Source organism: Spirosoma endbachense, assembly GCF_010233585.1.
GTDB lineage: Bacteria > Bacteroidota > Bacteroidia > Cytophagales > Spirosomataceae > Spirosoma > Spirosoma endbachense.
The window spans coordinates 9,179,476-9,204,006 of sequence record NZ_CP045997.1; the positions used below are offsets into that span (position 1 = coordinate 9,179,476).

Below are 24,531 nucleotides of genomic sequence, written 5' to 3' on the forward strand. Positions count from 1 at the left end.
CCTACTGAGACGAGAAGCGATTTACGTATCGATAATTCGGGCGTTTGGCAAGACGAGAATAGGATCCGTTGAAGTCATGACGAACATAAGTGGCACAAGATTATCCTGGAAGGACGCCCAAAAGGACCAACTGCATACAGGCCTAATCAGGCCGTTGGATAGCCACTACGGCGACAACTCAACGACCTAGTCAGGTTTCACCCAACGACAAAACCAGCGCACAACCCTACTGAATGGTCAGAATGCTCAGGGGCAGCTAACCGATCCGACTAGCGCTAGGTTTAGGCGGGATGGCTGAGTCAACAAAATCACTCGGCCGGCTGATTGACACGAACCGTGTAAATACCTAACTTCGGCGCTAAGGCTCGTTTAGTCAACGCGTTGCGTAAACAAGACTTCATCATCATGAAATTCCACATCACGCACCGACTCCTGGGGCTGTGCGTCTTACTGACGGTCAACCTGATCGATCCACCGCTACTGGCTCAGACCATCCGCTACGTCAAACCCACCGCATCCGGCTCCGCCAATGGCTCCTCCTGGGCCAATGCCTCCGCCAGCTTGCAGGCCATCATCAACGCCAGTGCTTCGGGTGATCAGGTGTGGGTAGCGGGTGGAACCTACAAACCCACCAGTACCACCGACCGCACGGTGAGTTTTGCCATGAAAAACGGGGTAGCCATCTACGGCGGGTTTGCAGGCACCGAAACCGCCCTGAGCCAGCGGCCCCCCATCAACCCCGTAGGTGGGCCCGGCGTGGTATCGCAGCCCTCCACCACTACGTTATCAGGGGATATTGACAACGACGGCACATGGGCCAACAACAGCTACCACGTTATCAGCAACCCGGCCAGCCTGAGCCTGACTCCCACCGCCCTGCTCGATGGCGTTGTTGTCAGCGGGGGCAATGCGAATGGGACTGCCTCAAATAACAGGGGCGGAGGAATCCATAATGATGGCAGCGGCAACACCTGCCAGCCCACCTTCCAAAACTGCACCTTTCAGACCAACGTAGCCACCTACGGCGGTGCCCTGTTCAACTATGGGTCTCTAGGCAGCAGCAGCCCCCTGCTGACCAACTGCGCCTTGTTCAGCAACTCGGCTGCCTACGGTGGGGCCATGTATAACTATGGAGATCGGGGCAGCAGTAGCCCTCAACTGACCAACTGCGTCTTTCAGAGTAACTCGGCCACCTCCGGCGGGGCACTTTTCAATTTTGGGTTATATAATGGTAGCAGTAGCCCTCAACTGACCAACTGCGTCTTTCAGAGTAACTCAGCCACCACCGGCGGGGCGATAGGCAACGATGCTGAAAATAATGGCAGCAGTAGCCCTCAACTAACCAACTGCGTCTTTCAGAGTAACTCAGCCACCGCCGGCGGGGCAATGGAAAACTATGGAACAAGTACTGGCATCAGTAACCCTCAACTAACCAACTGCGTCTTTCAGAGTAACTCAGCCACCTCTGGCGGCGGGGCCATATACAACGTTAACCGTCAGGGAACCAGTAGCTCTCAACTGACCAACTGCTCTTTCCAGAGTAATTCAGCCAATAACGGCGGGGCCATGTATAACGAAAGTAATTATGGGACCACTAACCCTCAACTGACCAACTGCTCGTTCCAAAGCAACTCGGCCACCACCTCCGGCGGGGCGATGTACAACTATGGGGCAAATAGTGGCAGCAGTAGTCCCCTGCTGACCAACTCGGTGCTGTGGAACAATGGGGGCAGTAACTCGATTGTTAATTTCTATGGGGCGTTGGTGGCTCGCTACAGCCTCTTCGACAACACCGTTACGGGCTATAGCGGCTCCGATAATCTCACGACCACCGTCTCTCCGTTTGTGTCGGCTACTTCCGTAGCCCTGTATGCCTGCTCGCCCGCCATCAACGCCGGCAACCCGACCAGTGTCACAACGAGCAGTCCCCCGTACTCCGAAACGGCCCTGCCCGCCACCGACCTGATGGGCGGTCCGCGTATTGTGGGCGGACGCGTGGACATGGGCGCGGTGGAGTTTACCGGCATCGTGTCACCTGTGTTATATGTAACGCCGGCGGGGAATGGGTTGCGGAACGGCAGTAGCTGGGCCAACGCTTACGTAGGAGCGGCCCTCCAGATAGCCATTGATCAGGCTCCGGGTTGTCAGGCTCAGGTTTGGGTAGCGGGCGGCACCTACAAACCCACCAGCATCACCACCGACCGCAGCGTCAGCTTCACGATGCGGAACGGGGTGGGCATCTATGGCGGGTTTGCAGGCACCGAAACCGCCCTGAGCCAGCGGCCCCCCATCAACCCCGTAGCGGAACCCGGCATGGTAGGGCAGCCCTCCTCGACGACCCTGTCGGGGGATATTGACAACGACGGAACGCGGACCAACAACAGCTACCATGTCATCAGCAACCCGGCCAGCCTCAGCCTGACCCCCACCGCCCTGCTCGATGGTGTAGTCATCAGCGGGGGCAATGCCAATGGGAGTTCCCCCCATGACAGTGGTGGCGGAGGGGTTTACAACGGGGGCAGTGGGAGCGGCAACACCTGCCAGCCCTCCTTCCGAAACTGCACCTTTCAGACCAACTCGGCCAGCTTCGGCGGAGCTGTCTATAACGATGGTTCACTTTCGGGCAGCAGTAGCCCCCTACTGACCAATTGCGCTTTGGTGAGTAACTCGGCCACTACTGGCGGGGCGATGTATAACGATGGTTCATTTTCGGGCAGCAGTAATCTGGTCCTAACCAACTGCTCATTCCAAAGTAACTCGGCCACCTCCGGTGGGGCAATGGTCAATAATGGGGAGCGGGGCAGCAGTAGTCCTGGGCTAACCAACTGCTCGCTTCAAGGCAACTCGGCCACCAATGGCGGGGGGGCAATGGTCAATTATGGAGACCGGGGCAGCAGTAGCCCCTTGCTAACCAACTCGGTACTGTGGAACAATGGGGGCAGCAGCGCGATTGTCAATTTCTCTGGGTCGATGGTGGTGGCCCGGTATAGTTTGTTCGATGCCAGCGTGACGGGTTACACCAGCGTCACCGGCAACCTGACCACCACCACCACCCCCTTTGCCAGCACCGCCACCACCCGGCTACGGACCGGCTCGCCGGCCATCAACACGGCCGACCCCTCCACCACTACCGCAACGGTTGGTCGTACCGATTTGGCGGGCCTGCCACGCGTTGTGGGTAGGCTGGATATGGGGCCGCTGGAGTTTCAGGACGAGCTGTTTACGGTCAAACCCGGCCCCTGGAACGATCCGACCGTTTGGAACGTGAACCGTCTGCCCCAACCTGGCGACCGGGCGCGGCTCAAACACGCCATTACGATTCCTGGGAGTTATCCGGCGTTTGTGACTTTGTTGCTTTACGATCAGGCCGGCCGATTGCTTTATAACGCTGGCGGGCGGCTGCAGTTGGTGCAGTGATCAGCCGTGTGTATTTGGGAGAGGGTTCTGAGCCACTTTGGGTGAAACCAAGTTCCCGATCCTTTATTTTAGGCTAGTTTTGCTTTTCAAGGTTTCTGTGAACCGATCGAGACCTTAGTCAGAACTCCGATTTACTCCTCCCGTTGTCGAACCCGCATCGGATGACCATTCTAGTATCACCCAAAGTGGCTCAGAACCAAAGGCACTGAAATCTCCAGATTTTGTAGGACAGTTATTAAAATCACTGTCTCCTGAAACGCTCCCGGATTGATACCAAGAAACCTTCAGGGATCGCTTGGTAGATAAACCTTCAGGTTTCTCGGCATTGAGCCCAGCTACGTCCAGCGTCTTAACCGGACTTAGCTTAATGTCATACCAGGCATCAATAAGCTCTTGTTTCAGCAGGACTTTAGATAGATACCCTGAACAACTAATCAGTACTAAATCAGTGTCTGCGACCGATGACAGGTCCATCTCAAAGTTACCAGTTGAGTCTACCTGGACGCGAATAGGTTTGTCTTTTACCCAAAGACTAGCCTCGGGTAATGGTTTATAAGTCAGGTTATCACCTATTTGTCCATGGAAGGTCTGAGCAACGGAGAGCCTAGCGAGCAGCAACAAACTAGCCAATAGGACACCTTTAACGAATAGCATACGAATAGTAATTAGGGGAATAAGTAGAATTGTCTTCATAATTAATGTATAACATAGTACTATACTATACATACTACACCAGCGGTTCTATTTATAGCTCTATGGTAAAGGAAGATTAAGTTCCTGCTATTCGCAAAATCAACGGAGCTGTGTAGGTATTTGAAAGAACTTAGTGCCTATTGCCACTAAACCATTCGTAGCCTGTCTTCACTTCAAATCCTCATTATTGATTGATTTGTAGGGCCGAACCATTTCTATTCATTAAAATCAGCCCCGCTCGAAATGGGGATGTCCATCAAAAAGGGAAACTTTGCCTCGCCAATTTTGATGGACTGTTGTCAACCTCATAGACCACTCCTATAGGCTTCACTGATACCAACAGACGGCCAGTAGGATTCTCCCCCATAAGTTACTGTTGATGCAGGCACAATCGATTCCCATCTACATCCTTCAGCCACGCGAACTGTCCCCAAGGGGTTTTATTAATTGGTTCAACATCGATTCCTTGCTCCCTCAACGCATTGATGTCGGCTTCTATATCCGCCGTTTCACAGATAATCCCTTGAAATGTTGCCAGGGAAATAGATGTACTGGTACCGGGTAGCCCCATCTGTAGCCACGTTTGCCCGTGTGCATCAGAGGCTTCCACTACCACCTGAAAGCCCAGTTTGAGGTAAAACTCTTTTGCTTGCTGCCGGTCGGCTACCGGCAGCATAATGATTTCGATTGATTTCATGAGCTACGATTTATGGTGAAAACGCAAATCTATCGTCTCCACCGAGGTTAATCACCGGGTGAAAACGACATTCTTACCGGTTGAATGCGACAGACCAATTTTCTAGCTTTGCGACAAACCCTGACCCCAATGAAGCACATTTCTATCCTACCGCTTTATGAGGCAACACTCGCCAGCATAGACACCACGCACCAACTTTTCAGTCGCATAAACGACTTTATGCACTACCAGGGAAAACCCCCTGTTTACCAAATTGAGGTTGTTGGACTGACCAAACATACGAAACTAGCCAGTGGACGCTATAGCATACAGACCGATAGACTCATTGACGAGCTTGACAAAACGGATGTCATTGTTTTGCCGCTACTTTGTAGTGAGTTTAAACGGGCTATCCACTTGAATCTGCCGTATACGGACTGGCTGATTGGTCAGTATCGTCAGGGGGCAGAAATACTGTGTCTGTGCGTGGGCTCGTTTTACTTAGCCTCAACTGGCTTGTTGGATGGCCGGAAATGCGCTGTGCATTGGGCAGCTGTCAATGAATTCAAACAACTCTTCCCAGCTGTTAACGTTGTGGACAATGTACTCATTACCGACGAGCGTGGTATTTATACGTGTGGCGGTGGTTTCTCGTACCTGAATTTACTCCTTTATCTGTTCGAAAAACAGCTGGGTCGAGACATCGCCATTCTGGCCGCTAAGATGTTTGAAATTGATCTTGACCGCAAAAGTCAGAACGCCTATGCAATCTTCATAGGCCAGAAACAGCATGGTGATGAACTGGTACTAAAAGCCCAGGAACTGATCGAGGAGGATCCAGGGGCCAACTGGACGGTAGATAGGTTGTGCCAAAAGCTATGCATCGGTAGGCGAAGCTTTGAAAGGCGGTTTAAAGCTCGCACCACCAATACACTAGTCGAATACGTGCAGCGGGTAAAGGTGGAGTTTGCCAAAAAGCAGTTAGAAGGGGGTCAGAAGACGATCAATGAAATCGTCTATGCGACCGGTTACATTGACCTTGATGCCTTTCGGAAGGTCTTTCGGAAGGTGACGGACTTATCACCCGTTGAATACCGGAAGAAATATGGGGGTTATCGGTGAACGAACCACCTCTAGTCAATGATCCTTTGGAAACCTATTTAGGACTATTTGTTCCAACGTTTCAAAATACCCCACTAGGTGTGACGAAGGAGTATCAATAATTCGGGCGTTTAACGAGATTACCAAAAGTGACATCCAGTAGTCTCAAAAACACTTGAAAGTAGGTCAAACTTGTAGTAAGGCCATCTGTTCAGACACGAAGAATCGCCTTCAGATTCATGGGTGCCGATCTGCATCCAGTGCACATTAGTAGCAGCCAAAAAGCTACTCAAAATCGTAAGGAAAATTTGTTTGCAAGAATATTTTCCGTTTCCTTTGCTATGGAAAATATAGTTAGGCTAATATTTTCCATAGCCAGCTTCTATGAAGAACCAAATAGTACAGGCATCCTTACAGCTGTGCTTACAGTATGGCATTCGGCAAATGTCCATCCAGAAGCTCGTTGAGTCCTTAACTATCTCCACCAAAACAGTTTATAAGTACTTTACAAATAAAGAAGAGCTCCTTGAAGCAGTCTTGTATCGCTACCATGGCGAGCAGTACCAACTGTTGGAAAAACTTCCAGTTGGGGAAAACGCGGCCTGTCTGTTTTTCACGATCTGGCAAACGGCTATTGACAAGGAGTACCAGATCAATAAAGTCTTCTACGAAGATCTGCACGATTACTACCCCGAGCTGGAACAGAAGGTGAATGCCGTAATTGGGCCAAAATTTGAGCAGTACTTTCTGGCCGTCATTCACCAGGCCATAGACCAGGGGGCCTTTAGAGACGACATTCTTCCCCCCGTTGCTTTACAAAGTGTGCTGGTACTTCACCAGGCTGTTGTTCGGGGCGGGGCGTTTAACCGGTTCGGTTTATCGGCCCAAGCCTTAATGATCCAAACGATCGGTCAGTACATCCGAAGTCTTTGCACACCCGGCGGACTTAAAGCCCTTGATGAGCATATACAAGCGTCGTTGACAACCCCTATAGCCCCATTGCCAATGGGCTCTTCTCACTAATTCAAAACTGCTGAAATGCCAGTACCTATGCCATCAAACCGTTTTCGTCACATCCTGTTTTGTCTGACAATGGCTGCTTCTTCGGTTAGCCAGGCGCAAAATAATCTGCCACAGCAAAGCGCGGTGCTCGCCAAACAATACACCACCAAAGACACGCTGTTTAGCCAGCCTTACGTGGATAAGGATGAGTGGCGGGAAAAGCCGGTGCGCCACCGGTACGTACATGGTGGTTTTACGGGGACGGACGCCCGTTTCTCGTTTTACTTCCCGCCGAAAGAAACCTACCAGGGCCACTTTTTCCAGTATATCACGCCCTTTCCCGACAATGAAAATTTGTCCCAGGGTGCCTCCGGCGAGGAAGACAAGATTGGCTTTGCGGTCTCGCATGGAGCCTATTTTGTTGAAACCAATGAAGGCGGCAAGATTGACTTTGCCCGCCCACAAGCCCGGGATGCGAGCATTGGCGCCTACCGGGCCAATGCGGCCTCAGCGCAGTATTCCCGGGTGATCGCGGCCCAACTCTACGGGGGGAAGCGTCCGTTCGGTTACGCCTTCGGGGGCAGCGGGGGTGCCTATCGGACGGTTGGCGGTATCGAGAATACGGAGGGGGTTTGGGATGGGGTCGTGCCCTATGTGCTGGGTTCACCCATGGCCATTCCCAACGTTTTTACGGTTCGAATGCATGCCATGCGGGTATTGCACGATAAATTCCCTCAGATCATCGATGCCCTCGAACCGGGTGGTAGTGGCGATATGTATGCGGGGCTGAATCCCGAAGAAAAAGAAGCGTTGCAGGAGGTTACCAAAATGGGCTTTCCGCCCCAGTCGTGGTTTGGCTACAAGACCATGGGTATCCACGGGTTTCTGGTGCTGTATCGAAGTGTGGTTGGCATCGATCGGGCCTATTTCGAGAAGGATTTCTGGAACACCCCTGGCTATTTGGGAGCCACCGCACCGGCCTCCCTGTTAAAAGCGCGTATCCAGCAGAAAAGTATCATAAAGGCCGGTGTCACCCCTGACCAGGCCGTGGCGTCAGGCTTAATGAAGGCGATGTCCGCGCAGGACCGGGGCACAGCCGATGCCGCCTGGAAAAGTCTGGGCGGGGTGGAAGGGGCCATGCCCGTTGGGTTTCAGTTGCAAAACCAATTACCTGATATTGACTTTTTGGGAGGAGACCTGCTCATTAAAAGCGGGGCGGCAGCCGGTAAGAGCCTACAGCTCACCAAAATTTCGGGTGACAAGGTCGTTCTTGGCCCGGTAGATCCGGCGCTGTTGACGCTGGTAAAGCCGGGTGACAGCGTACAGGTAGACAATTCAAACTTCCTGGCGGTTCAAACCTATCACCGACACCAAGTGCCCGGTAAAGAGTATGCGGTATACGACCAGTTCAGGGATGCCACTGGAAAACCGATTTACCCCCAGCGCCCTATGCTTCTGGGACCCCTGTTTACCCAGGGAGCGGCTGGTGTATTGCCGACGGGTAAGTTCAAGGGAAAGATGATTTTACTCGAATCACGCTGGGATCGGGAAGCGTTCGGGTGGCAGGCGGATTGGTACCGGGCCCGGGTACAGGCGAATCTAGGCGACCAAACCGATCAGCATTTTCGACTCTGGTACACCGACCACGCCCTGCACGGGGATGTGGCCATTGAGGATGACCCCACCCGGACGGTGAGTTATCTGGGCGTCCTACAGCAGGCGTTGCTGGACCTAAGCGCCTGGGTTGAGCAAGGCATCGAACCTGCCGCCACGACCCGCTATACGATCGTCGACGGACAGGTTGTCATTCCCTCTACAGCAGACGAGCGCGGAGGTATTCAGCCGGTGGTTAACGTGCTGGCCAATGGGGGCAAACGGGCGGTGGTAAAAGTGGGGCAAGCGGTTCGCTTTACCGCCGAGGTTGCCGTGCCTAAAAACAAGGGTAAAGTCGTGAAGGCGGTCTGGAATTTTGAGGGGTTACCAAGTGACTTTACCTTCAGTGATCTTCATGGCTGGAATTTTGACAGCTCGGCTGTCTTCCCCGTATCTACCCAACCCAAGCCATCCGATAAAACCGGTTCTCATGCCCGGGTGACGTCTACCTACACCTTTACCAAACCAGGTACTTACTTCCCAACCCTTCGCGTAGCGGCTCAACGGGAAGGCGATGCGAAAACACGGTTTACCCGCATCCAGAATCTGGACCGGGTCCGGGTCATTGTTGAATAGCAATGAACCCCAACTCGAAAGAAAACTGTATACCCTTTTACCGTTTAACGGCGAAGAAAACGTACGTATCCTTCTTCTGTTCCTGCTGGTCGGGATGGCCCATGCCGGTTTTTCGCAACTGGCGACTCCGCCTAATTACTTTGCGGGCAACTGGGAAATTAGTGTCGTAGGCAGCCCCGTGGGCGATGTGAAATTTACAACGGATTTAGTCCGCAAGGCGGGTAAACTGACGGGAGCCTTGACCAATACGACCGATCCCAGTCAGGCCAAACGCCCCCTCATGCGGGTCGAGGAGAAGGGCGATAAGCTGATGATGTACTTTGACTCGTCTCAGGGCGGGGAGGTGCCCATTGAGCTCACCAAAGTGAATGATGATAATCTGACAGGTACTTTATCGACGTTCGACGCGACCGCCAAACGCGTAAAACCTTAACGAAAGGTTGTCCTGAAGGGGTGACCCCTTCAGGTACGAGCCAAATAGGCACTATTTTCTTAGGCCAATGCCTGTTTAATTAATCGGTAAATCCGTAAAATCAGGTTAGTTTCTGGCAATGCGTATGTGACTGAAGGCCGGTCCGCAGGGGGGTGACAGGTGTTAAAATGGATGTCTCATAATTCGCTCGTAGCTTAATACACGGTCAGATCTACACACTAAAACTAGTTAATAGGTTTAGTGTGTAGATCGACAAACGGCGATTTAGTTCAGGACTTCCTCCAACTTCTTCACCAGCTGTTCGGGCTGTTCGCGCATGGCATAATGCCCGCCTTCCAGTGTAGCGATCCGCCAGTGCCGTTGTCGAGCTTTGACTAAGCCCATTCGGTCATTGGCGGCTTGGCTTTGTCCGTTCTTGGTCATCACAATAAAAGCGGTGGGGATACTCTTGACTAACGGATTGCGAATGGGTAGCGGCTCGGTAAACGTTTTCAAGGACTGAGCCACATCCAGTGGGGGAGTTGATCTGACCGGCCCAAACGGATATTGCATAAAGCCATCCTTCACGTGGGAAGCCATGAGGCTATTCCATAAATCACCGCAAACCATCTTGGCACTCTCCCCATCATTGGGTACCATGGCATCCAAATAAACCAGGTGACTGATTCGCTCGGGCAGCTGCTCGGCTACTCCAGAAATGACCATGCCCCCAAAGCTGTGTCCGACTAGAATGACGTTGTGCAAATCTTCAAACTTAATCACGTTGACGATGTCGCTAATGAAGGTAGTCAAGTTGATGTTCGGGTTGGCTAGGTGAACCCGCTCCCCCAAACCGGTCAACGTAGGCCGGTACACCTTGTCGCCGTTGGCTCGTAGAACGGTCTCAACCTTGGCATAGTCCCAGCCACCCGACCAGGCCCCATGTACTAGTAGAAACGTGCGGGGCTGATGAGTTTGGGCATAAACAGTTGAGGAAGCCATGAGGGCAAGAATCAACACTAGTTTGTTCATAATTGGTATAGCTGATGATTAACAACTGAACAAAGTTCGCTATCTTCGCTTTCGAAAAGTTAGTCGTTACCTGTGAGTAACTAGTTACCTGCGAGTAACCATCAATCAAGCTAAGCGGATGGAATCTTCAGAACCGGCTTGCCAATATGAACTGCTGGCGGCCCGAGATGCACTGGAAGTGATTCAGGGCAAATGGCGCATTCCTATTATCATCTCCTTGACCTATGGGACAAAACGATTTGGGGAGATTCAACGAGATATTGGTGATATCTCGCCAAAGATGTTATCTCAGGAATTGAAAGCACTGGAAGCTAATCAGCTTATTAGGCGTAAACTGTTGGCTGAGAGTATACCTGTTTCGGTCGAATACTCGCTGACGCCCCTAGGCATTTCATTAAAGGGTTTGTTAGTCGAACTACGGCTTTGGGGTCGGCATTTTCGGACTGCGATGATAAAGAGTTGACAGGCTCTACTAGCGGAAAGTCAGGCCATTATTCCTATGAAGGCGTCGGTTTTCGTTTGTGAATACAACTTTTCCGACCTGTCTCAAAAAGTGGTGCAATCTCAGAAAATGCTCCCAACTGAGACGAAGGAGCGTTCTTGTGTCAACCTCATAAATGGGGCGTTGCTGTTGCACAACTCTCAGCCATGAACAGAGGGTTGAAGTGGGTAATTCAATAAACGATCCTCACATCTTCAACGGTCCAATGATCCCCTTAGGGAGCCCTAAAATTCCACTTCGAATTATCGCTGTTAACATCAAATTCTGCCAGGGTCGGTGTGCTATCTCCAGAAGATACCAGTGCTAGCTTCCTCCCCGAATTCGGTACGAGCTTAGGCAGGATTCGGTAAGTGCCATCCGTCAGTTGATCGATTCGCCATAACTGTTCAGGTACGCCGGTAAAGGCCGGTACAGTAATGACTTCGGCATCGGCCGTGGCAGCCAAGGCCCGATCTGTGCCAGCCAGGACAATTTTATAATAGGGACCCCCTAAATAGCCGGTCGTATCTGGCGCATCAGTAATGGTCCATTGTTGATGGGGCCGAGCCATATAATCACCGATTCTCAAGGTAATCGTTCCTGTCGGCCAGTTGTTTACTACATCGGCTAACTGCTGAGCCGGAACGGGCTTTATGGGCTCATTGGTGGGCGGGCCAAATCCGCGTAGACCAACGGCCATTCTGGTAAAATCAACGGCCAATTCTAAGCTGTAGCCTCTTCGTACGGATTCAATTTCATAGGTGCCTTCTTTAAACTTTTCGCCGGCAACCGGCCAGCCATCTCTCCAAACCACCGGAAGGATACCTAATACGCTTCGGCCACCCTGCTCTAAATCAGCTTCATAATGGAGGGACATTTTTTCCACCCCTTTCTCCAGAACGATGTGGCCAAAATGGCCGGGGCCTATTAATCCACCACGGGTAGCCACCACCAGCTTACCACCCCCCTGCAACATGCTTCTGCCTACATTATCGAGGTAAGGGCCGGATATTTTCTTTGACCGACCCACCACCACATTGTAGGTCGAGTTAGCCCCATCGCAACAACTGCCATGTGTAGCCAGCAGGTAGTACCAACCCTCGCGATAAACTAACGTGCTGGCTTCACAGACGATGGCTACATCGACGGGTTTATTTCCGGCTTTAAGGCCTCCTGTTTTGGGGTCTAATTCGATTAGGCGAGTAAAGCCAAAATAGGTGCCGTAGGTGAGCCAAAGGCGTCCGGTAGTCGGATCTAACATAACGCCGGGGTCAATGGCGTCGTTCTCTTCATAGCCATCCGAGGTAGCCACCACAACCGGTTCCGAATACTTAAAATCAGGCGACTTTGGATCCAAAGTCTTGTTCCACATGGTCAGAATCGCGCCTTTGTGGTTGGGTGAGCCACCAGTTGCGCCATAGATGACCAGGTAACGATCCCCCAGTTTGATGACATCCGGGGCGGCTCCACCACCCGGTCTCACCCCGCCACCATACCAGGTCCAGCCATCGTTGGACATTAATCCACCACCGCCCGTGCCGAATGTGTAATACTTGCCGTCGCATTCGGTGACGGTTGAGGGGTCATGGATAAATGGTCTTCCGACTTGAGCGAGTACCGTCGGTGTTAATAATAAAGCAAATAAGGTTATCAGCATTCTGTTCATGTAAGAGCTTGTTTTGGCGTAAACAGACGGCTACTTAATCTTGGTAACCAATACTGAGATTTGTTACGGGCGATCCTTTTTCATCTAAAAAACGCATACAGAAATTAGCCATGCCCGGTCCGTTGATGACGGCCCCACGGATGATGTTCTTTCCCTTTTTCAGCGTTAAACGGGCCGAGGTGCCATTATCGGCAATCATATCGCGGTCACCCGACAGCAACAAGGCTTCCTGCCCATTTAACCACCACATGCTACCGGAATTACAGCCTGCCGCCAGCCTGACGTTTTGGATTTCTTCCGGGCAATCGATAACCGTGACCAGCCAGACAAGGATTCCGAATTTTGGCTGGTTAAGGGCGTAGGTAAACTGGTATAAATTAAAATTGAATGCCTTGCTGTCCAGTGCATACCACTTCCGGGTCTGATTGCCTACGGTTACCGTTTCCCCATTGCGTGGAACGACCGTGTAATCGCCGGAAAAATTATCGGTTGAAAAGGTTGTTCGGAGGTAGTTGTCGGTAAAAATATTATTCCGGACAATGTCTTTCTTTACGGGTTCCAGCACCAGCCAGCGTTGAATAAACCCTAGTGCATCTGGTGATTTTAGGGCCGCTGAGGCTGGTGTGAAGTGTTTGGAGAGGGTGTGGGTTGTATCGCCTTTTATAGGGATAGGAGGCAGGGGTATTCGTTGCCCCGGCCCTGGGCCCTGTGCAAAAGCAGTAAGGCCACTAAGTAATAATCCTGATAAAACGATACATGATATAAACGGCAATACATAGTTGTATTTTCTGTTCATAGCCAATTGTGTTTGTACTAAGTATTATTTCTACGAAAAGCATAACTTGGCCCCTTCTACTGGACATTTCATGCTTCCAACAACAGGTTTGTAGTCGATGGTAACCTAATTTCTTGCTCCCTAAATAAGAGTCAAAGTGCGTGTTTTGCTACAGCTCATTATCGATGCTCATCTCCAGCAGTGCATAACTCAAGCTTTTACCGTGCGTGTCGATCGTTAAAGAGGTAGTCACGCCACCACTCAACGCTTGTTGGCAAACAAATTGAAGGGCGGGCAGATTTGGTAATTCATACCGGGTGATTTCGCCCAGTACCAGATCGCGAAAGTGATAGCTAACCGCAGAAGCTGTTACTTTTTCGCATATTAACGGGTAATCCTCTGGTTTATAAGGAATCAACGATAAGGTCAGTGTGTTGCCTTTGTCCCCTGCTCGGCTATGAGCGATATCATAGAGTTTGATGGTCATGATTGAAAAAGTGTAACTTGAGGATTGATTCGATCGCGACCTAGGAAAGTCGACACAATACCTACCACTTCATGGACATATTTTCGGGCGCCACCACCACCCGCTGGCCCATTGGTGTAAAGCGCTTCGACTTCCTCGCCCACCAAAGAGGCCTGCTCAAATGTGGCCGCTTTACCAGCAACCCGAAGACGGATTTCATACTGGTCTGGATGTTCTCCAAAGCTAGTGCGATGAACCGACGTACTGCCCATGAAATCAATGCGAAGGTCAGTGAATTGGTTCTGTAATCGTTCCTGAATAATTGATCCTGCCAGTTTCGCCCGACCCAGCGCATTCGATCCTGCGTAGGAAATTTCTCCTTCGCCAACAAATCCAGCGTTATAGCCTACGCTTACCTTTAGCGTGTTCGGTCGGGATTGTCCCTGTCCACCCGTCGCTTTCACTTGGTTAGGACCAATTTCCTCCAGACTTACCTTGGTAAAATCGGCCACTACGTCGGGAGTCATGTATCGGCTTGGGTCCATCACTTCATAGAGCAGTTGCTCTTTGGCCGTTGCCACGTTTAACGTTCCACCTGTTCCGGCCACTTTACCAAAAATGGCTGTGCCATCGGTCGAAACATCAGCAAAGGGATGCCCTAGATGCGCCATGTCTGGAATGTCTTTCTTGCCAGGATCGGCAAAATAACCACCCGTCAACTGGCCCGCACATTCCAGCAAATGCCCAATGACCGTAGCCTGTCCAATCCGATCTGCTTCATCCAGCGACCAGCCAAACTCGTGAACCAACGGAGCGACAAACAGCGATGGATCAGCCACACGACCTGTAATGATGATGCTGGCACTGGTTGCTAAGGCCGGTAAAATAGCGTCGGCACCCAGATACGCATTCGCTGAAATTAATGGGCCAGCTTCGCGTAAGGGTTTGCTCGTTTCCAACGAAATCTCATGACCTGTAAGCAAGCCAAATATATCGTCACCCGTTACGACAGCAATAGTTATATTTAAGCCAAGACGCTTCGCAATGCTGACAATAACCTCGGCAGCCGCCAACGGATTCGCTGCGCCCATGTTTGTAATCAGACGAACATTGTTAGCCAGCAAATGGGGCAATAAACATTCAATACGTCGTTCCAGCAGCGGATCGTAGCCGAGTGCTGGATTTTGCCGTTTCCGCTTTTGAGCCAGGGCAATTGTTCGTTCGGCCAGGCACTCCAGCACCAGATAATCCAATTGTCCCTGCTGCGCCAGGATAATCGCTGGTTCCAGCCGGTCGCCGGAAAAACCGGCTCCGCAGCCGATGCGAATGGTTTCTTTCATAACATCTTGCCGTTCATAGGTGAATTGATCCGGTGAGTAGCGCGGCTAATGTCATCACGAGCGTCGTTCCGAAAGCCCATTTCAAAATGAATTTCTGATGATCGCCCAGATCGACTTCAGCCAACCCAACCAGCAGGAACGTCGAAGCGGTCAGCGGACTCACTGGAAAACCAACTGTCATCTGACCCAGCAATGCAGCCCGACCGATTTCAAGAGGATCGATACCAAACTGCGTGGCTGTCTGACTCAAAATGGGTACAACCCCAAAATAATAGGCATCTGGTGTAAACAATAAACTGGCTGGCATGCTGGTAATGGCCGTAAGTGTTGGTAACCAGGCTGCGTGTTGCTGGGGGATGAGTGAAACCAAGGAGGTTGCCATCGCGTCGATCATTTTCGAGCCGGTCAGGATGCCCGAAAACACCCCTGCCGCAAAGATCATACTCGACACCATAAAAATATTGTTACCGTGACTTCGGAGTACTTTTTGCTGATCGGCTAGCTTGGGATAATTAATCAGTAGCGCAACTGCGGCAGCTACTATAAATAAGGCGGGCGTAGGGACCCAGCTCTTCATCAACGTAACAATGAGTCCAATCGTTAGTAGGGCGTTGATCCAGAATAGCTTGGGCCGTCGTAGCTGCTGCTGTTGCTCGGTTAAATTTTCGTGATGCGCATAAGCCAGGTCAGTAATACCTAGTCGTTTTCGTTCTTTCTGACCAAACCAGTAAGCTACAAAAAGTACCCAGCCGATGCCAGCGATGATGGCCGGAATATTTGGGTTAAAAAGCTGCGTAGCGTCGGTCTTCAATGTCGAAATTGCTCGCGCCGATGTACCAGACCAGGGAACCAAGTGCAACGGCCCAACGCTTAGCGCGACAATGCCGGGCAATATCAGCCGATTAATTTTTAGTCGTTTATAGATAGGTAAAAAGGCCGACATAACAATCATAAACGTAGCCGTACCGTCACCATCTAGGTGGACAATCATGGTCAGGATAGCCGTTCCGACAATTACTTTAAGCGGATCGCCTTTGACGTACCGAATGATTCCGGCAATGATCGGATCGAACAGACCCGCATCGAGCATAGTCGCAAAATAGAGCACCGCGAACATGAGCAAAATACCCGTTGGAGCTACCTGTTTAATACCCGCCAGAATCATTTCGCCCAGTTCCTTCGGGCTGAATCCGGCCAGTAACCCCATGATTAAAGGCACTAAGATCAGCGCTGTAACGACCGACAATCGCTTGGTTATAATAAGAATCAGAAAAAGCCCAATCGTGGCAAAACCAAGGAGAGAAAGCATAGTGTAGGTTTCGAGGCTATTTCAATACGTTACTTTTCTGGGCCATATTCACCTCGTTCTGAGCATCTTCTGGCGATAAAAAACCTTCTTTTATTAATTCGTCAGCAGCTTTACGGACAGCGCTTACGTACACTTCGTGCGTTTTATACCGCTCTTCAAGCGACAAACGAGGATCGCCTTCTGCTAACCGCTCAACCTTCGTTTTTTTGAACGGGATGAACATGCCATTGAGCGAAGCTAAATCCCCTTCTCCGTAACCGGCTTGCCGTAATGCCCAGCCCGTATACGTGCCAAGCGGTACCCGCATGGTCGTGTTTCGAATGCCCGCTACCTCGTTGCCATCCTGATCAACTTTCGGCACTAAAACGGCGTAGACATTCTCTTTAACCACTTTCGGCGGCTCATTTGTCACAATCCCCGTAATGAAGTGGCTGTTGAACGCTGGTCCAAAATCGAGCAACGGGACGTTGTTGAATTGACCGTTATATACTACGCCTGGAATTGACGGCCAACCGATACTTTTTGCATCAGGCAGCACGAGCGTTTTTGCCTTAATCGTTGGGTAAGCGCTGGCAGGTGGTAGTTTATCTGCCATCACCCACTGTTCCAGCGCAATCAGCAAGGCTCGTAACGTCGGTTGGGTTGAATTGTAGTTCATCTGGAAACCACTTAAGGGGTCCTTCGCGCCGTTGGGTGAGTGCTGGGTTCCGGTGATGAAATAAATACGCACGTTGTCGGGAATCGCCAGGTCTTTTTTACCAGACGGATCAGTGGTCGGTAGCGATGCCCGTATTTGCCGGTATTCCGAGGAACTGAGCGTTTGCATAATTTTCGGGCAATTGCCCATCGGCGAACAGGCTTCCAGAATTCCTCCAGTAATTCCCGAAACAGGATCTTTCGTGATCTGCCAGGTAAACGGAGCCTCGTTGCTAGGAAACAAATGATCTTCGTGTTGAAGACCACCACCGCCCGGTCTGCCGAAACGAACATTCAGCGAATTACGCCGAGTGGCAATGTGCGCGTTGATACCATCAAATACCCGCTTACCGCTTTCATCCTGATTAAAACCCAATTGTAGAAACGTCCGGCAGAAGTTACTGCACTGTGATACGCCCTGTAGAATAGTCGACCGGATCGGAATTGTTTGGGTATCTGTCGGCAACAAGGGATTTCGGTTGCTGGCTTCGTCGGTGGCCTGGTTCCGCAAAAACGACGCGATGTCCCGGATGGCGGCAAATCCCAGGCCCATCACCAGTGGATTTTTAGCGGTGTACACCAACTCATAAATATAGTTCGGATCAAAACCGCCTTTTATGGAAAGTTGCGTCGTACTAGGCGTGCCGGGAAATGGTTTTGTCGTACAATCCGAAAAAGCCCAGTCACTATTCGGAATGGGGATGTGTGGATCGGCTTCGTGAACGCGTTTGGTAAGCTGAAGTCCCGTGTTGTCCAGGCTGACGGTTTCGTAGGGGTGATGCGTGGCTCCACTAAATGGTCCACTGCTCAAAAGCTGCGTTTGCGCAGGCGCAAAAACCTGGAATTCCGCCCGAACCTTCCCCGTGATTTCACGGCCATTTTCCGTCGCAACCGGTACCCTAATCGTTAGTCGAGAATTTCCGGCTAATACATCCCCCTGCCAGGCACTCCACAAATACACATACCCTCGTTTAAGCAGTGCCGTATCTGCCGGAAATACGTTCCCCCGATTGGGTAGGCTAAAAAACAGTAGTCCGTTGCTCTTGCCCATATCGGTAGGGCGCAATAGGATAAACTCGGAAACGTATTCGACAAAACCCCGATTATTGCGAGGAGCCAATTGTAAATCCTGAATAATTTTATTTGGAGCCAGTTTGGGATCGACTTCTCCGTAGGCCTGTCCATATACCCGTTCATACGTTCCAGTCTTCCCAAATGCCCGTCCTCCCGCGTAAGGTTCAGTTTTTGTAATGACAAGTTTTACAATTTTGGCTTGGACAGGAAAGCCAGAAAGAAATAGGCCAAAACTTAGAAAAGCGAATAGACAGTAGCGTAGACGAAAGGCCATGAAGTATAAAAATTAGGTATAGACAGGATAAGACAGTATTAAATAATAAAAAATCCTCTCTTATCCTGTCTATACGAGTCTACATCTGTTTGCCGGCAGCCATCTGTAACAGCTCCTTATCCGGGTTGTTTTTCACCTGATTTACGTTGTCAAAAATCATGGTGGCCCCGTTTTCGGCGGTGTATTGCGGCCAGGACGGCAGCCCTTTGTGGTTCGGGTTTCCGGTTCGGGCGAAGGCAATCCACGCCCGACTCATTTTATCAGCCAAGATATGCGCTTCTTTACCACCTCCGGTCATTTCCTCACAGCGGCTGATGTTGTCAAACACGAACGGAATTTCCATACAGTGCATGGCTTTATAGATTCCATCCATTACCGGCGATTGCCAAGTGAACAGATACATATACACTGGAGCCGCCCCCGGAATCGCTTTGGCATTAGCCTGCCTAACGGTAAGTGGCCGGAAATTTAAGTCGATATCAATGTAATCGGATGGCTTCACTGTTTCGGGATAGGCTTTTTTCACAGCGGCCAGATATGCATCTGTTTTATCACCGTACTTTTTTTGCAGGTTGGCTTTGGCACCTTCCATCGACATGTTGCGACTAGCCGGGTTGAAGGGCGTAAACTCATTTTTTGTCGAACCAACCAGTAACGGAATATCTTTAGACAGAGCAATTGACGCTGGTTCTGTCGGTTGGTAGGGCAGTATATTACCGTCATGAATCGGCCCCCAACCTAATCCAAAAGCTGGCTTTCCTTCGGCTTTCATCGCATCCGATACTTTTCGCAGCGCCTTTTTACCAGCCGCATTTAACCGCTCGTAGGATATTTTCTGGAGCGAATCGACCTGGCTAGGTTGCAGTTTTAGTTCTTCAAGCAGGGCCGCACTTACTTTCTTCATCAGATCGCTTTCTGCAAAACTGGTTATGTAGCTACCACTTTGTACGATGGCCTTCTGGAATAAGCCTTTTGCCGAAGGCGCATTCATCAGGCTCGTTACTTTACCGCCCCCGCCTGACTGACCAAAAATGGTTACATTACCCGGATCACCGCCAAACTGATCGATATTTTGGTTCACCCATTGCAAAGCCGATACTAAATCCATCAGACCTGCATTCGCTGAGTTTTTGTATTTCTCGCCATAGCCCGACAAATCGAGGAAGCCCAGGATATTTAGCCGATGATTCACCGTCACCACCACTACGTCGCCCTTTTTGGTCAGATTTTCGCCATCGTACGACGGTAACTCCACCGAAGAACCGGCCGTAAACCCGCCACCGTGCAACCAGACCATGACCGGGCGCTTTTTGGCTTTGCTGATTTCGGGCGTCCAGACATTCAAGCTCAGGCAATTTTCGTTGGTATAGCCCCAATTGTGGTTAAACGGAAATTCAATCTCATCATAAGTGCTCGTGGTTGGGTCCATTGGGCAAACAGGTCCGTACGTCATTGAGGATCGAACGCCCGTCCACGAATCGGGTTTTGAGGGAGCCATAAATCGCTCGGCCTTGGCGTAAGGAATTCCCTTGAACGTAAACGTACCATTGTGAATGTAGCCCCGAACATCACCCGATGCGGTCGAGACGGTGGCGATCCCTTTGCCGGCTACGATTGGATCTTTGGCTTGCCCAATAGAAAAAAGGGGCACCGCGAGAATAAATAAGGAAAGGAGAATTAGTTTGATTTTCATAAAGACAATAGGTTGGTAATTCGGTTTATAAAGATTGGAAGCACAGGTAAGCGTTTTGCCTTAGCGAATCATGACGCCATTCTCGATCAGGACCTTACTGAAAAATAGTACCTGATAAGGAAGCGAGTTTTGCCAGTACTCCCAGCTATGCCCACCGGGCCGTTCGCCATAATCGTGTGGCGTATTATTAAATACCAGCCGACGGTGCAATTCCCGGTTGGGCTCGATCAGAAAATCATCAACGCCACAATCAAAGACTAGTTTTAGCCCATTGGTCTTCATTCTGTCGGCCATGCCTACCACTGAATAAGACGCCCAGCCGTCTGGTGACTGAGAAAAAGGTCCTAAGATCTTTTCAAATTCCGCTCGAATACCCTTAGCCGCATCGGGTGGCAGTTTCCAGGCATTCATGTCTACGTTGAGGGCACCACTCATACTGCCAGCCGCACAGTATAGCTCGGGATGGCGCGTAGCCAGATACAACGACCCGTAGCCGCCCATCGAAAGGCCCGTAATTACCCGACCTTTGCTTGACCGAATAGTTCGGTAGGAGTTGTCGATTTTGTCAATAACTTCTTTGGTTAGGTAGGTCTCAAACTGGCTGTCTTTTATGACGGGACTGTCCAGATAATAACTAAAAATCTCTCCTTCCGGTAATACGATCAGGATGTTGTATTGGTCGGCAAGGCGGTGCAGCAGCGTTTTGTCGGGTGTTTTGGTGATCCAGTCATTAAAATGGCCATAGCCACCGTGGAGTAAATACAGTACCGGGTAAGTCGTTTTACTTTTATCGGTTGACTGATACGAATTGGGCAAAACAACAACGGCCCGCATCGCTTTCTTCATAACCGCGCTGGGTATGTCCAGTGAATCTACTTTGGCAGCATAAAGAGCTGAGGTTAGCAGAAAACTAACCAGAAAGACAATTTTGGGGAATAGAGTTTTAAGCGGTTTCAAAACGTGCATGGCAATAGTGAGTTGCCAGCTGATAGACTGACAAGGTTGATGGTAAGGGTTATTTTCTGTTGATTTATCGATATTCACTTGGACAAAACGATGACTCTGGCAAATATAGAATTGCTTCGTGTTGAATCTTCTTGCCAAGCCTGATTATAAGTACCTTCCGAGCTTACTAAATGACTCGTATTTTTAGGAAAATTTAGTAAGCCTTAATTAAATTTTATAAACGCCTAGCGAATAGACAGTTAAATGAAAATTAAGACGGGGAAAGAGGAGATCAGTTATTTACTCGAAAAAGTCATTGACGCGTACCAACTGGCAACGGGTCAACAAATTATACGGAATACCAGCCCCAAAAACTACGAAGACATCGCGAAACAGCTCAGCTCCATCAGTCACGAGTTGCCCAATACAGCTCAAACATTAAAACACGTACCTTACTCCCCTGATCCGAACCCCAGACAGGTAGACTATCCGCATCGAAAGTATGACATTACGGGCGTTCAGGTAAAAGATGCGTATAACGGGCTCGTGGCCAATCCCCGTCCGTTTCTGCTTGATGCCTGCTATATCTATCTGTACGGCGTTGGTCGTCAAGGTTTTGAGCAACATCCAATGGATGATAACCTCATTGAGGGGGTAGATGCGTCAGTTAGAGTCCGGCTCGATGAGCAGAAAGCGCTTCAGCAGCAATTGGCAGACTGTCAGCAGGAAAACGAATTATTGAGTCGTCGACTAAAAAATTCAAGCCGAAAAAAGACTATAGTTTGGCTGAGTAGTCTGCTTCTTTGTGTGGTACTACTGGTCTTTGTTAGCGCACGTTGGGTGACGGAACGAAACGAGTGGGCAACGGTACGGCACGACCTAAACCTTCTTCCTTATCAGCCAACGCAGGCAGAGATTGACAGTTTGTCGGGTATCTGGTTGTATTATACGGGGGCACCTCAGGCTAGAATCAACGATCCGAATCGGTATCATCAGGTAGCCAATAACTTGGTAGAAATAACGTACAAGGATGGCTATTTCCTGTATTATCGGCATGGAGCCAATATTGATCATGTTGGCTATATGCAGTTTGAATCACCGGGTTTGGTCTCGATTTACTCGCGGATCAAGAATACAACGGGCAAAGTAGAGTCGCCCATTCATGCACTCCTACGGCTGGATAAAGGCAAGAAATATCTGACCAGCATTGCCACCACCTGGAGTTTCGATACAGGTGATGCCAACGAGATGATTGGGATTCGGAATGTATTTATAAAACAGGGAAAAGGTGGCTCGCTTGAAGAAGTTACCAATACAGCTGAAAACGCGAACTGTCACTGTAAGATCATGAAATGGATTCATACTGCGAATCGAGTAAAGACCTATCAATTGCGGTATCGATTGTTGGATACCTTAGCCAATGAGCCGCTGAAAGCGTTGATTAACGAAAAGAGTATTCTATTGCGAGAACCCAAGGAAGGTGTTTTGCTTACCCGTCCATGATAGAGGATAGTAAATTCCTTTACTAGCTGGCGTAACAACACCCTTGTAAGCCGCTCATTAGGCACCTTCACGATTCTTTAGACTGTACTTTACCCTTGATTTTATAAATTCTCACAAATCCCTCCCACTTGAGACGAAGAAGTATTCATGTATCTGCTTTATAAACTGGGCATAGATAGAGATACTCGCTTCGGTAATGGCTTCCATTTGCGCTGGCGTCTCGCTTCGACATTTGCTCTCAGTAAGTTACGCTAAATTAGCCCGTATAGCTGGTAATGTACTTTTCCTCAATGCTCATATAAAGTGTATCTTTACACTTTACTATGGCTGAAAACCAATTCATTGAATACAAAGAAAGCTGGCGTGACGAATACCTCAAATGGATCGCCGGTTTTGCCAATGCGCAGGGCGGCACGTTGTTGATTGGTGTCAATGACAAAGGGCAGGTTGTTGGCCTTGATAATGCCAAACGGCTGCTGGAAGATCTCCCTAACAAGATTCAGAATGCACTGGGCATCATCGCCGACGTAAACCTGCGCGAGCAAGCAGGACAGGCTTATATCGAGATCGTTACCCAGCCTTATGAGATGCCCGTCGCCTATCACGGGGAGTATCACCTACGAAGCGGTAGTACGAAGCAGGTGCTCAAAGGTAACGCCTTGCAGCAGTTTTTGCTCAAACGCTTGGGTAAGACTTTTGATGATGTCGTCGAACCCAATGTGAGATTGGAAGATCTTGATCCCGAAGCTATACAAGCCTTTGGGCAACGGGTTATGGAACGACAGCGGCTGGATCAACATGAACCCCTACAGATCGGTTTGTCAACCTTCCTGGACAATCTCAATCTAACCGACGGCGAAGGGGGATTGAAGCGAGCGGCATTAATCTTATTTGGCAAACACCCGATGCGCTTTATCTTAGGGGCTCACATCAAGATCGGCCGCTTTGGCCAAGATGCCACCGATCTGAAGTTTCAGGATGAGTTGAGTGGCGATGGGTTCCGGCTGGCCGAACGCACCCTACAACTGCTGGATAGTAAGTACCTACCTGGCCTGGTCTCTTATCAGGGCTTATATCGCCAAGAGCGGTTGCCATACCCACCCGATGCCATTCGCGAGGCCTTGCTCAACGCCATCATGCACAAGGACTACTTTGGCGGTCCTATCTTTGTGTGGGTGTATGATGACCGGCTGGTGTTCTTCAACGACGGCTCGTTAATTGAGGGCTTAACTCTGGATGATCTGCAACAGCCTCATTCCTCTCGTCGTCGTAACCCTACTCTGGCAATGGCCATGTTTCGGGGCGGTCTGGTGGAAACCTGGGGTCGTGGTACATTGAAGATGATTGCTGAATGTCGGGCGTGGGGGCTGCCGGACCCTTTGTTTGAAGACAAACAAGGTGGATTCTGGGTAACCTTCTTTGCCGATCGCTATCAGGAAGTGTTGTTACGACAAGCCGGGTTGAATGAGCGACAGATGAAAGGTGTTCTTTATGCCAAGCAGCAGGGACGGATCACGAACGCTGACTATCAGCGGCTCAATGATTGTTCGCGCAACACGGCTAGTGCTGACTTGAAAGGACTGGTTCAACAGAATTGGCTCAAGCACCAGGGCACCAAAGGGGCAGGCTCTTACTATGTAATAAGACAGTAGGGTAATTGCACAAATTGCACAGCAATTGCACATTAATTGCACAATTACGTTCATCAAACTATTCAATGTATTGAATATGGCCCTGTTTTATTTGT

At 50.1% G+C, this 24,531-nt stretch carries 19 protein-coding genes; 8 read left to right on the forward strand and 11 right to left on the reverse strand.

Going from position 1 to position 24,531, the window contains the following annotated elements; genetic code table 11:
* Positions 1–405 precede the first annotated feature (405 nt).
* Entirely contained in the window at positions 406–3,417 is a 3,012-nt protein-coding gene (locus GJR95_RS36905; protein ID WP_162390630.1) for a choice-of-anchor Q domain-containing protein, read from the forward strand.
* A 114-nt stretch (positions 3,418–3,531) separates the two neighbouring features.
* On the opposite strand, the gene GJR95_RS36910 is transcribed toward GJR95_RS36905, so the two are convergent.
* Both GJR95_RS36910 and GJR95_RS36915 read right to left on the reverse strand, forming a co-directional pair.
* The gene (locus GJR95_RS36910) at positions 3,532–4,110 is read right to left on the reverse strand and encodes a carboxypeptidase-like regulatory domain-containing protein (protein WP_162390631.1); all 579 of its coding nucleotides are present in this window, start codon (positions 4,108–4,110) and stop codon (positions 3,532–3,534) included.
* Between the two features lie 370 nt (positions 4,111–4,480).
* A complete protein-coding gene (locus GJR95_RS36915; RefSeq protein WP_162390632.1) occupies positions 4,481–4,807 on the reverse strand; it encodes a VOC family protein in 327 nt (108 codons plus the stop codon).
* A gap of 129 nt (positions 4,808–4,936) precedes the next feature.
* Here GJR95_RS36915 and GJR95_RS36920 point away from each other — a divergent pair, with 129 nt between their 5' ends.
* The 4 genes from GJR95_RS36920 to GJR95_RS36935 all read left to right on the forward strand — a co-directional run bounded on the left by GJR95_RS36920 (position 4,937) and on the right by GJR95_RS36935 (position 9,551).
* Entirely contained in the window at positions 4,937–5,908 is a 972-nt protein-coding gene (locus tag GJR95_RS36920) for a GlxA family transcriptional regulator (protein WP_162390633.1), read from the forward strand.
* 363 nt (positions 5,909–6,271) lie between these two features.
* Positions 6,272–6,910 (forward strand): TetR/AcrR family transcriptional regulator, encoded by a 639-nt coding sequence (locus GJR95_RS36925; protein WP_162390634.1) that lies wholly within the window; start codon positions 6,272–6,274, stop codon positions 6,908–6,910.
* A gap of 27 nt (positions 6,911–6,937) precedes the next feature.
* Positions 6,938–9,118: a hypothetical protein gene (locus GJR95_RS36930; protein ID WP_162390635.1), complete on the forward strand. Its 2,181-nt coding sequence runs from the start codon at positions 6,938–6,940 to the stop codon at positions 9,116–9,118.
* Positions 9,057–9,551: a hypothetical protein gene (locus GJR95_RS36935; protein WP_232540977.1), complete on the forward strand. Its 495-nt coding sequence runs from the start codon at positions 9,057–9,059 to the stop codon at positions 9,549–9,551. Before GJR95_RS36930 ends, GJR95_RS36935 begins: the two co-directional genes overlap by 62 nt.
* Positions 9,552–9,815: 264 nt before the next feature.
* Here the strand turns inward: GJR95_RS36935 and GJR95_RS36940 are convergent, their stop codons facing one another.
* Positions 9,816–10,562, reverse strand: a complete 747-nt coding sequence (locus GJR95_RS36940; RefSeq protein ID WP_162390636.1) for an alpha/beta fold hydrolase — start codon at positions 10,560–10,562, stop codon at positions 9,816–9,818.
* 118 nt (positions 10,563–10,680) lie between these two features.
* Between GJR95_RS36940 and GJR95_RS36945 the strand changes: the two genes are divergently transcribed.
* The gene (locus GJR95_RS36945; RefSeq protein WP_162390637.1) at positions 10,681–11,025 is read left to right on the forward strand and encodes a winged helix-turn-helix transcriptional regulator; all 345 of its coding nucleotides are present in this window, start codon (positions 10,681–10,683) and stop codon (positions 11,023–11,025) included.
* A gap of 253 nt (positions 11,026–11,278) precedes the next feature.
* Here the strand turns inward: GJR95_RS36945 and GJR95_RS36950 are convergent, their stop codons facing one another.
* The 8 genes from GJR95_RS36950 to GJR95_RS36985 form a co-directional block, all read right to left on the reverse strand.
* A complete protein-coding gene (locus tag GJR95_RS36950; RefSeq protein ID WP_162390638.1) occupies positions 11,279–12,709 on the reverse strand; it encodes a family 43 glycosylhydrolase in 1,431 nt (476 codons plus the stop codon).
* 34 nt (positions 12,710–12,743) lie between these two features.
* Complete coding sequence (locus tag GJR95_RS36955; RefSeq protein ID WP_162390639.1) at positions 12,744–13,505, reverse strand: acetylxylan esterase; 762 nt, start codon at positions 13,503–13,505, stop codon at positions 12,744–12,746.
* 148 nt (positions 13,506–13,653) lie between these two features.
* Positions 13,654–13,971, reverse strand: coding sequence for an AtuA-related protein (locus GJR95_RS36960; RefSeq protein ID WP_162390640.1), 318 nt, complete (start codon positions 13,969–13,971; stop codon positions 13,654–13,656).
* Positions 13,968–15,290: an acyclic terpene utilization AtuA family protein gene (locus tag GJR95_RS36965; protein WP_162390641.1), complete on the reverse strand. Its 1,323-nt coding sequence runs from the start codon at positions 15,288–15,290 to the stop codon at positions 13,968–13,970. Before GJR95_RS36965 ends, GJR95_RS36960 begins: the two co-directional genes overlap by 4 nt.
* A gap of 13 nt (positions 15,291–15,303) precedes the next feature.
* Positions 15,304–16,599, reverse strand: coding sequence for a CitMHS family transporter (locus GJR95_RS36970; RefSeq protein WP_162390642.1), 1,296 nt, complete (start codon positions 16,597–16,599; stop codon positions 15,304–15,306).
* A gap of 16 nt (positions 16,600–16,615) precedes the next feature.
* Positions 16,616–18,643: an alpha/beta hydrolase domain-containing protein gene (locus GJR95_RS36975; protein ID WP_162390643.1), complete on the reverse strand. Its 2,028-nt coding sequence runs from the start codon at positions 18,641–18,643 to the stop codon at positions 16,616–16,618.
* A 79-nt stretch (positions 18,644–18,722) separates the two neighbouring features.
* Entirely contained in the window at positions 18,723–20,336 is a 1,614-nt protein-coding gene (locus GJR95_RS36980; protein WP_162390644.1) for a carboxylesterase/lipase family protein, read from the reverse strand.
* A gap of 60 nt (positions 20,337–20,396) precedes the next feature.
* The gene (locus GJR95_RS36985; RefSeq protein WP_162390645.1) at positions 20,397–21,302 is read right to left on the reverse strand and encodes an alpha/beta hydrolase; all 906 of its coding nucleotides are present in this window, start codon (positions 21,300–21,302) and stop codon (positions 20,397–20,399) included.
* Between the two features lie 243 nt (positions 21,303–21,545).
* Between GJR95_RS36985 and GJR95_RS36990 the strand changes: the two genes are divergently transcribed.
* Together GJR95_RS36990 and GJR95_RS36995 are read left to right on the forward strand one after the other, a co-directional pair.
* Positions 21,546–22,784: a hypothetical protein gene (locus GJR95_RS36990; protein ID WP_162390646.1), complete on the forward strand. Its 1,239-nt coding sequence runs from the start codon at positions 21,546–21,548 to the stop codon at positions 22,782–22,784.
* Positions 22,785–23,107: 323 nt separating this feature from the next.
* The gene (locus tag GJR95_RS36995; RefSeq protein WP_162390647.1) at positions 23,108–24,436 is read left to right on the forward strand and encodes an ATP-binding protein; all 1,329 of its coding nucleotides are present in this window, start codon (positions 23,108–23,110) and stop codon (positions 24,434–24,436) included.
* The last annotated feature ends 95 nt before the right edge of the window (positions 24,437–24,531 follow it).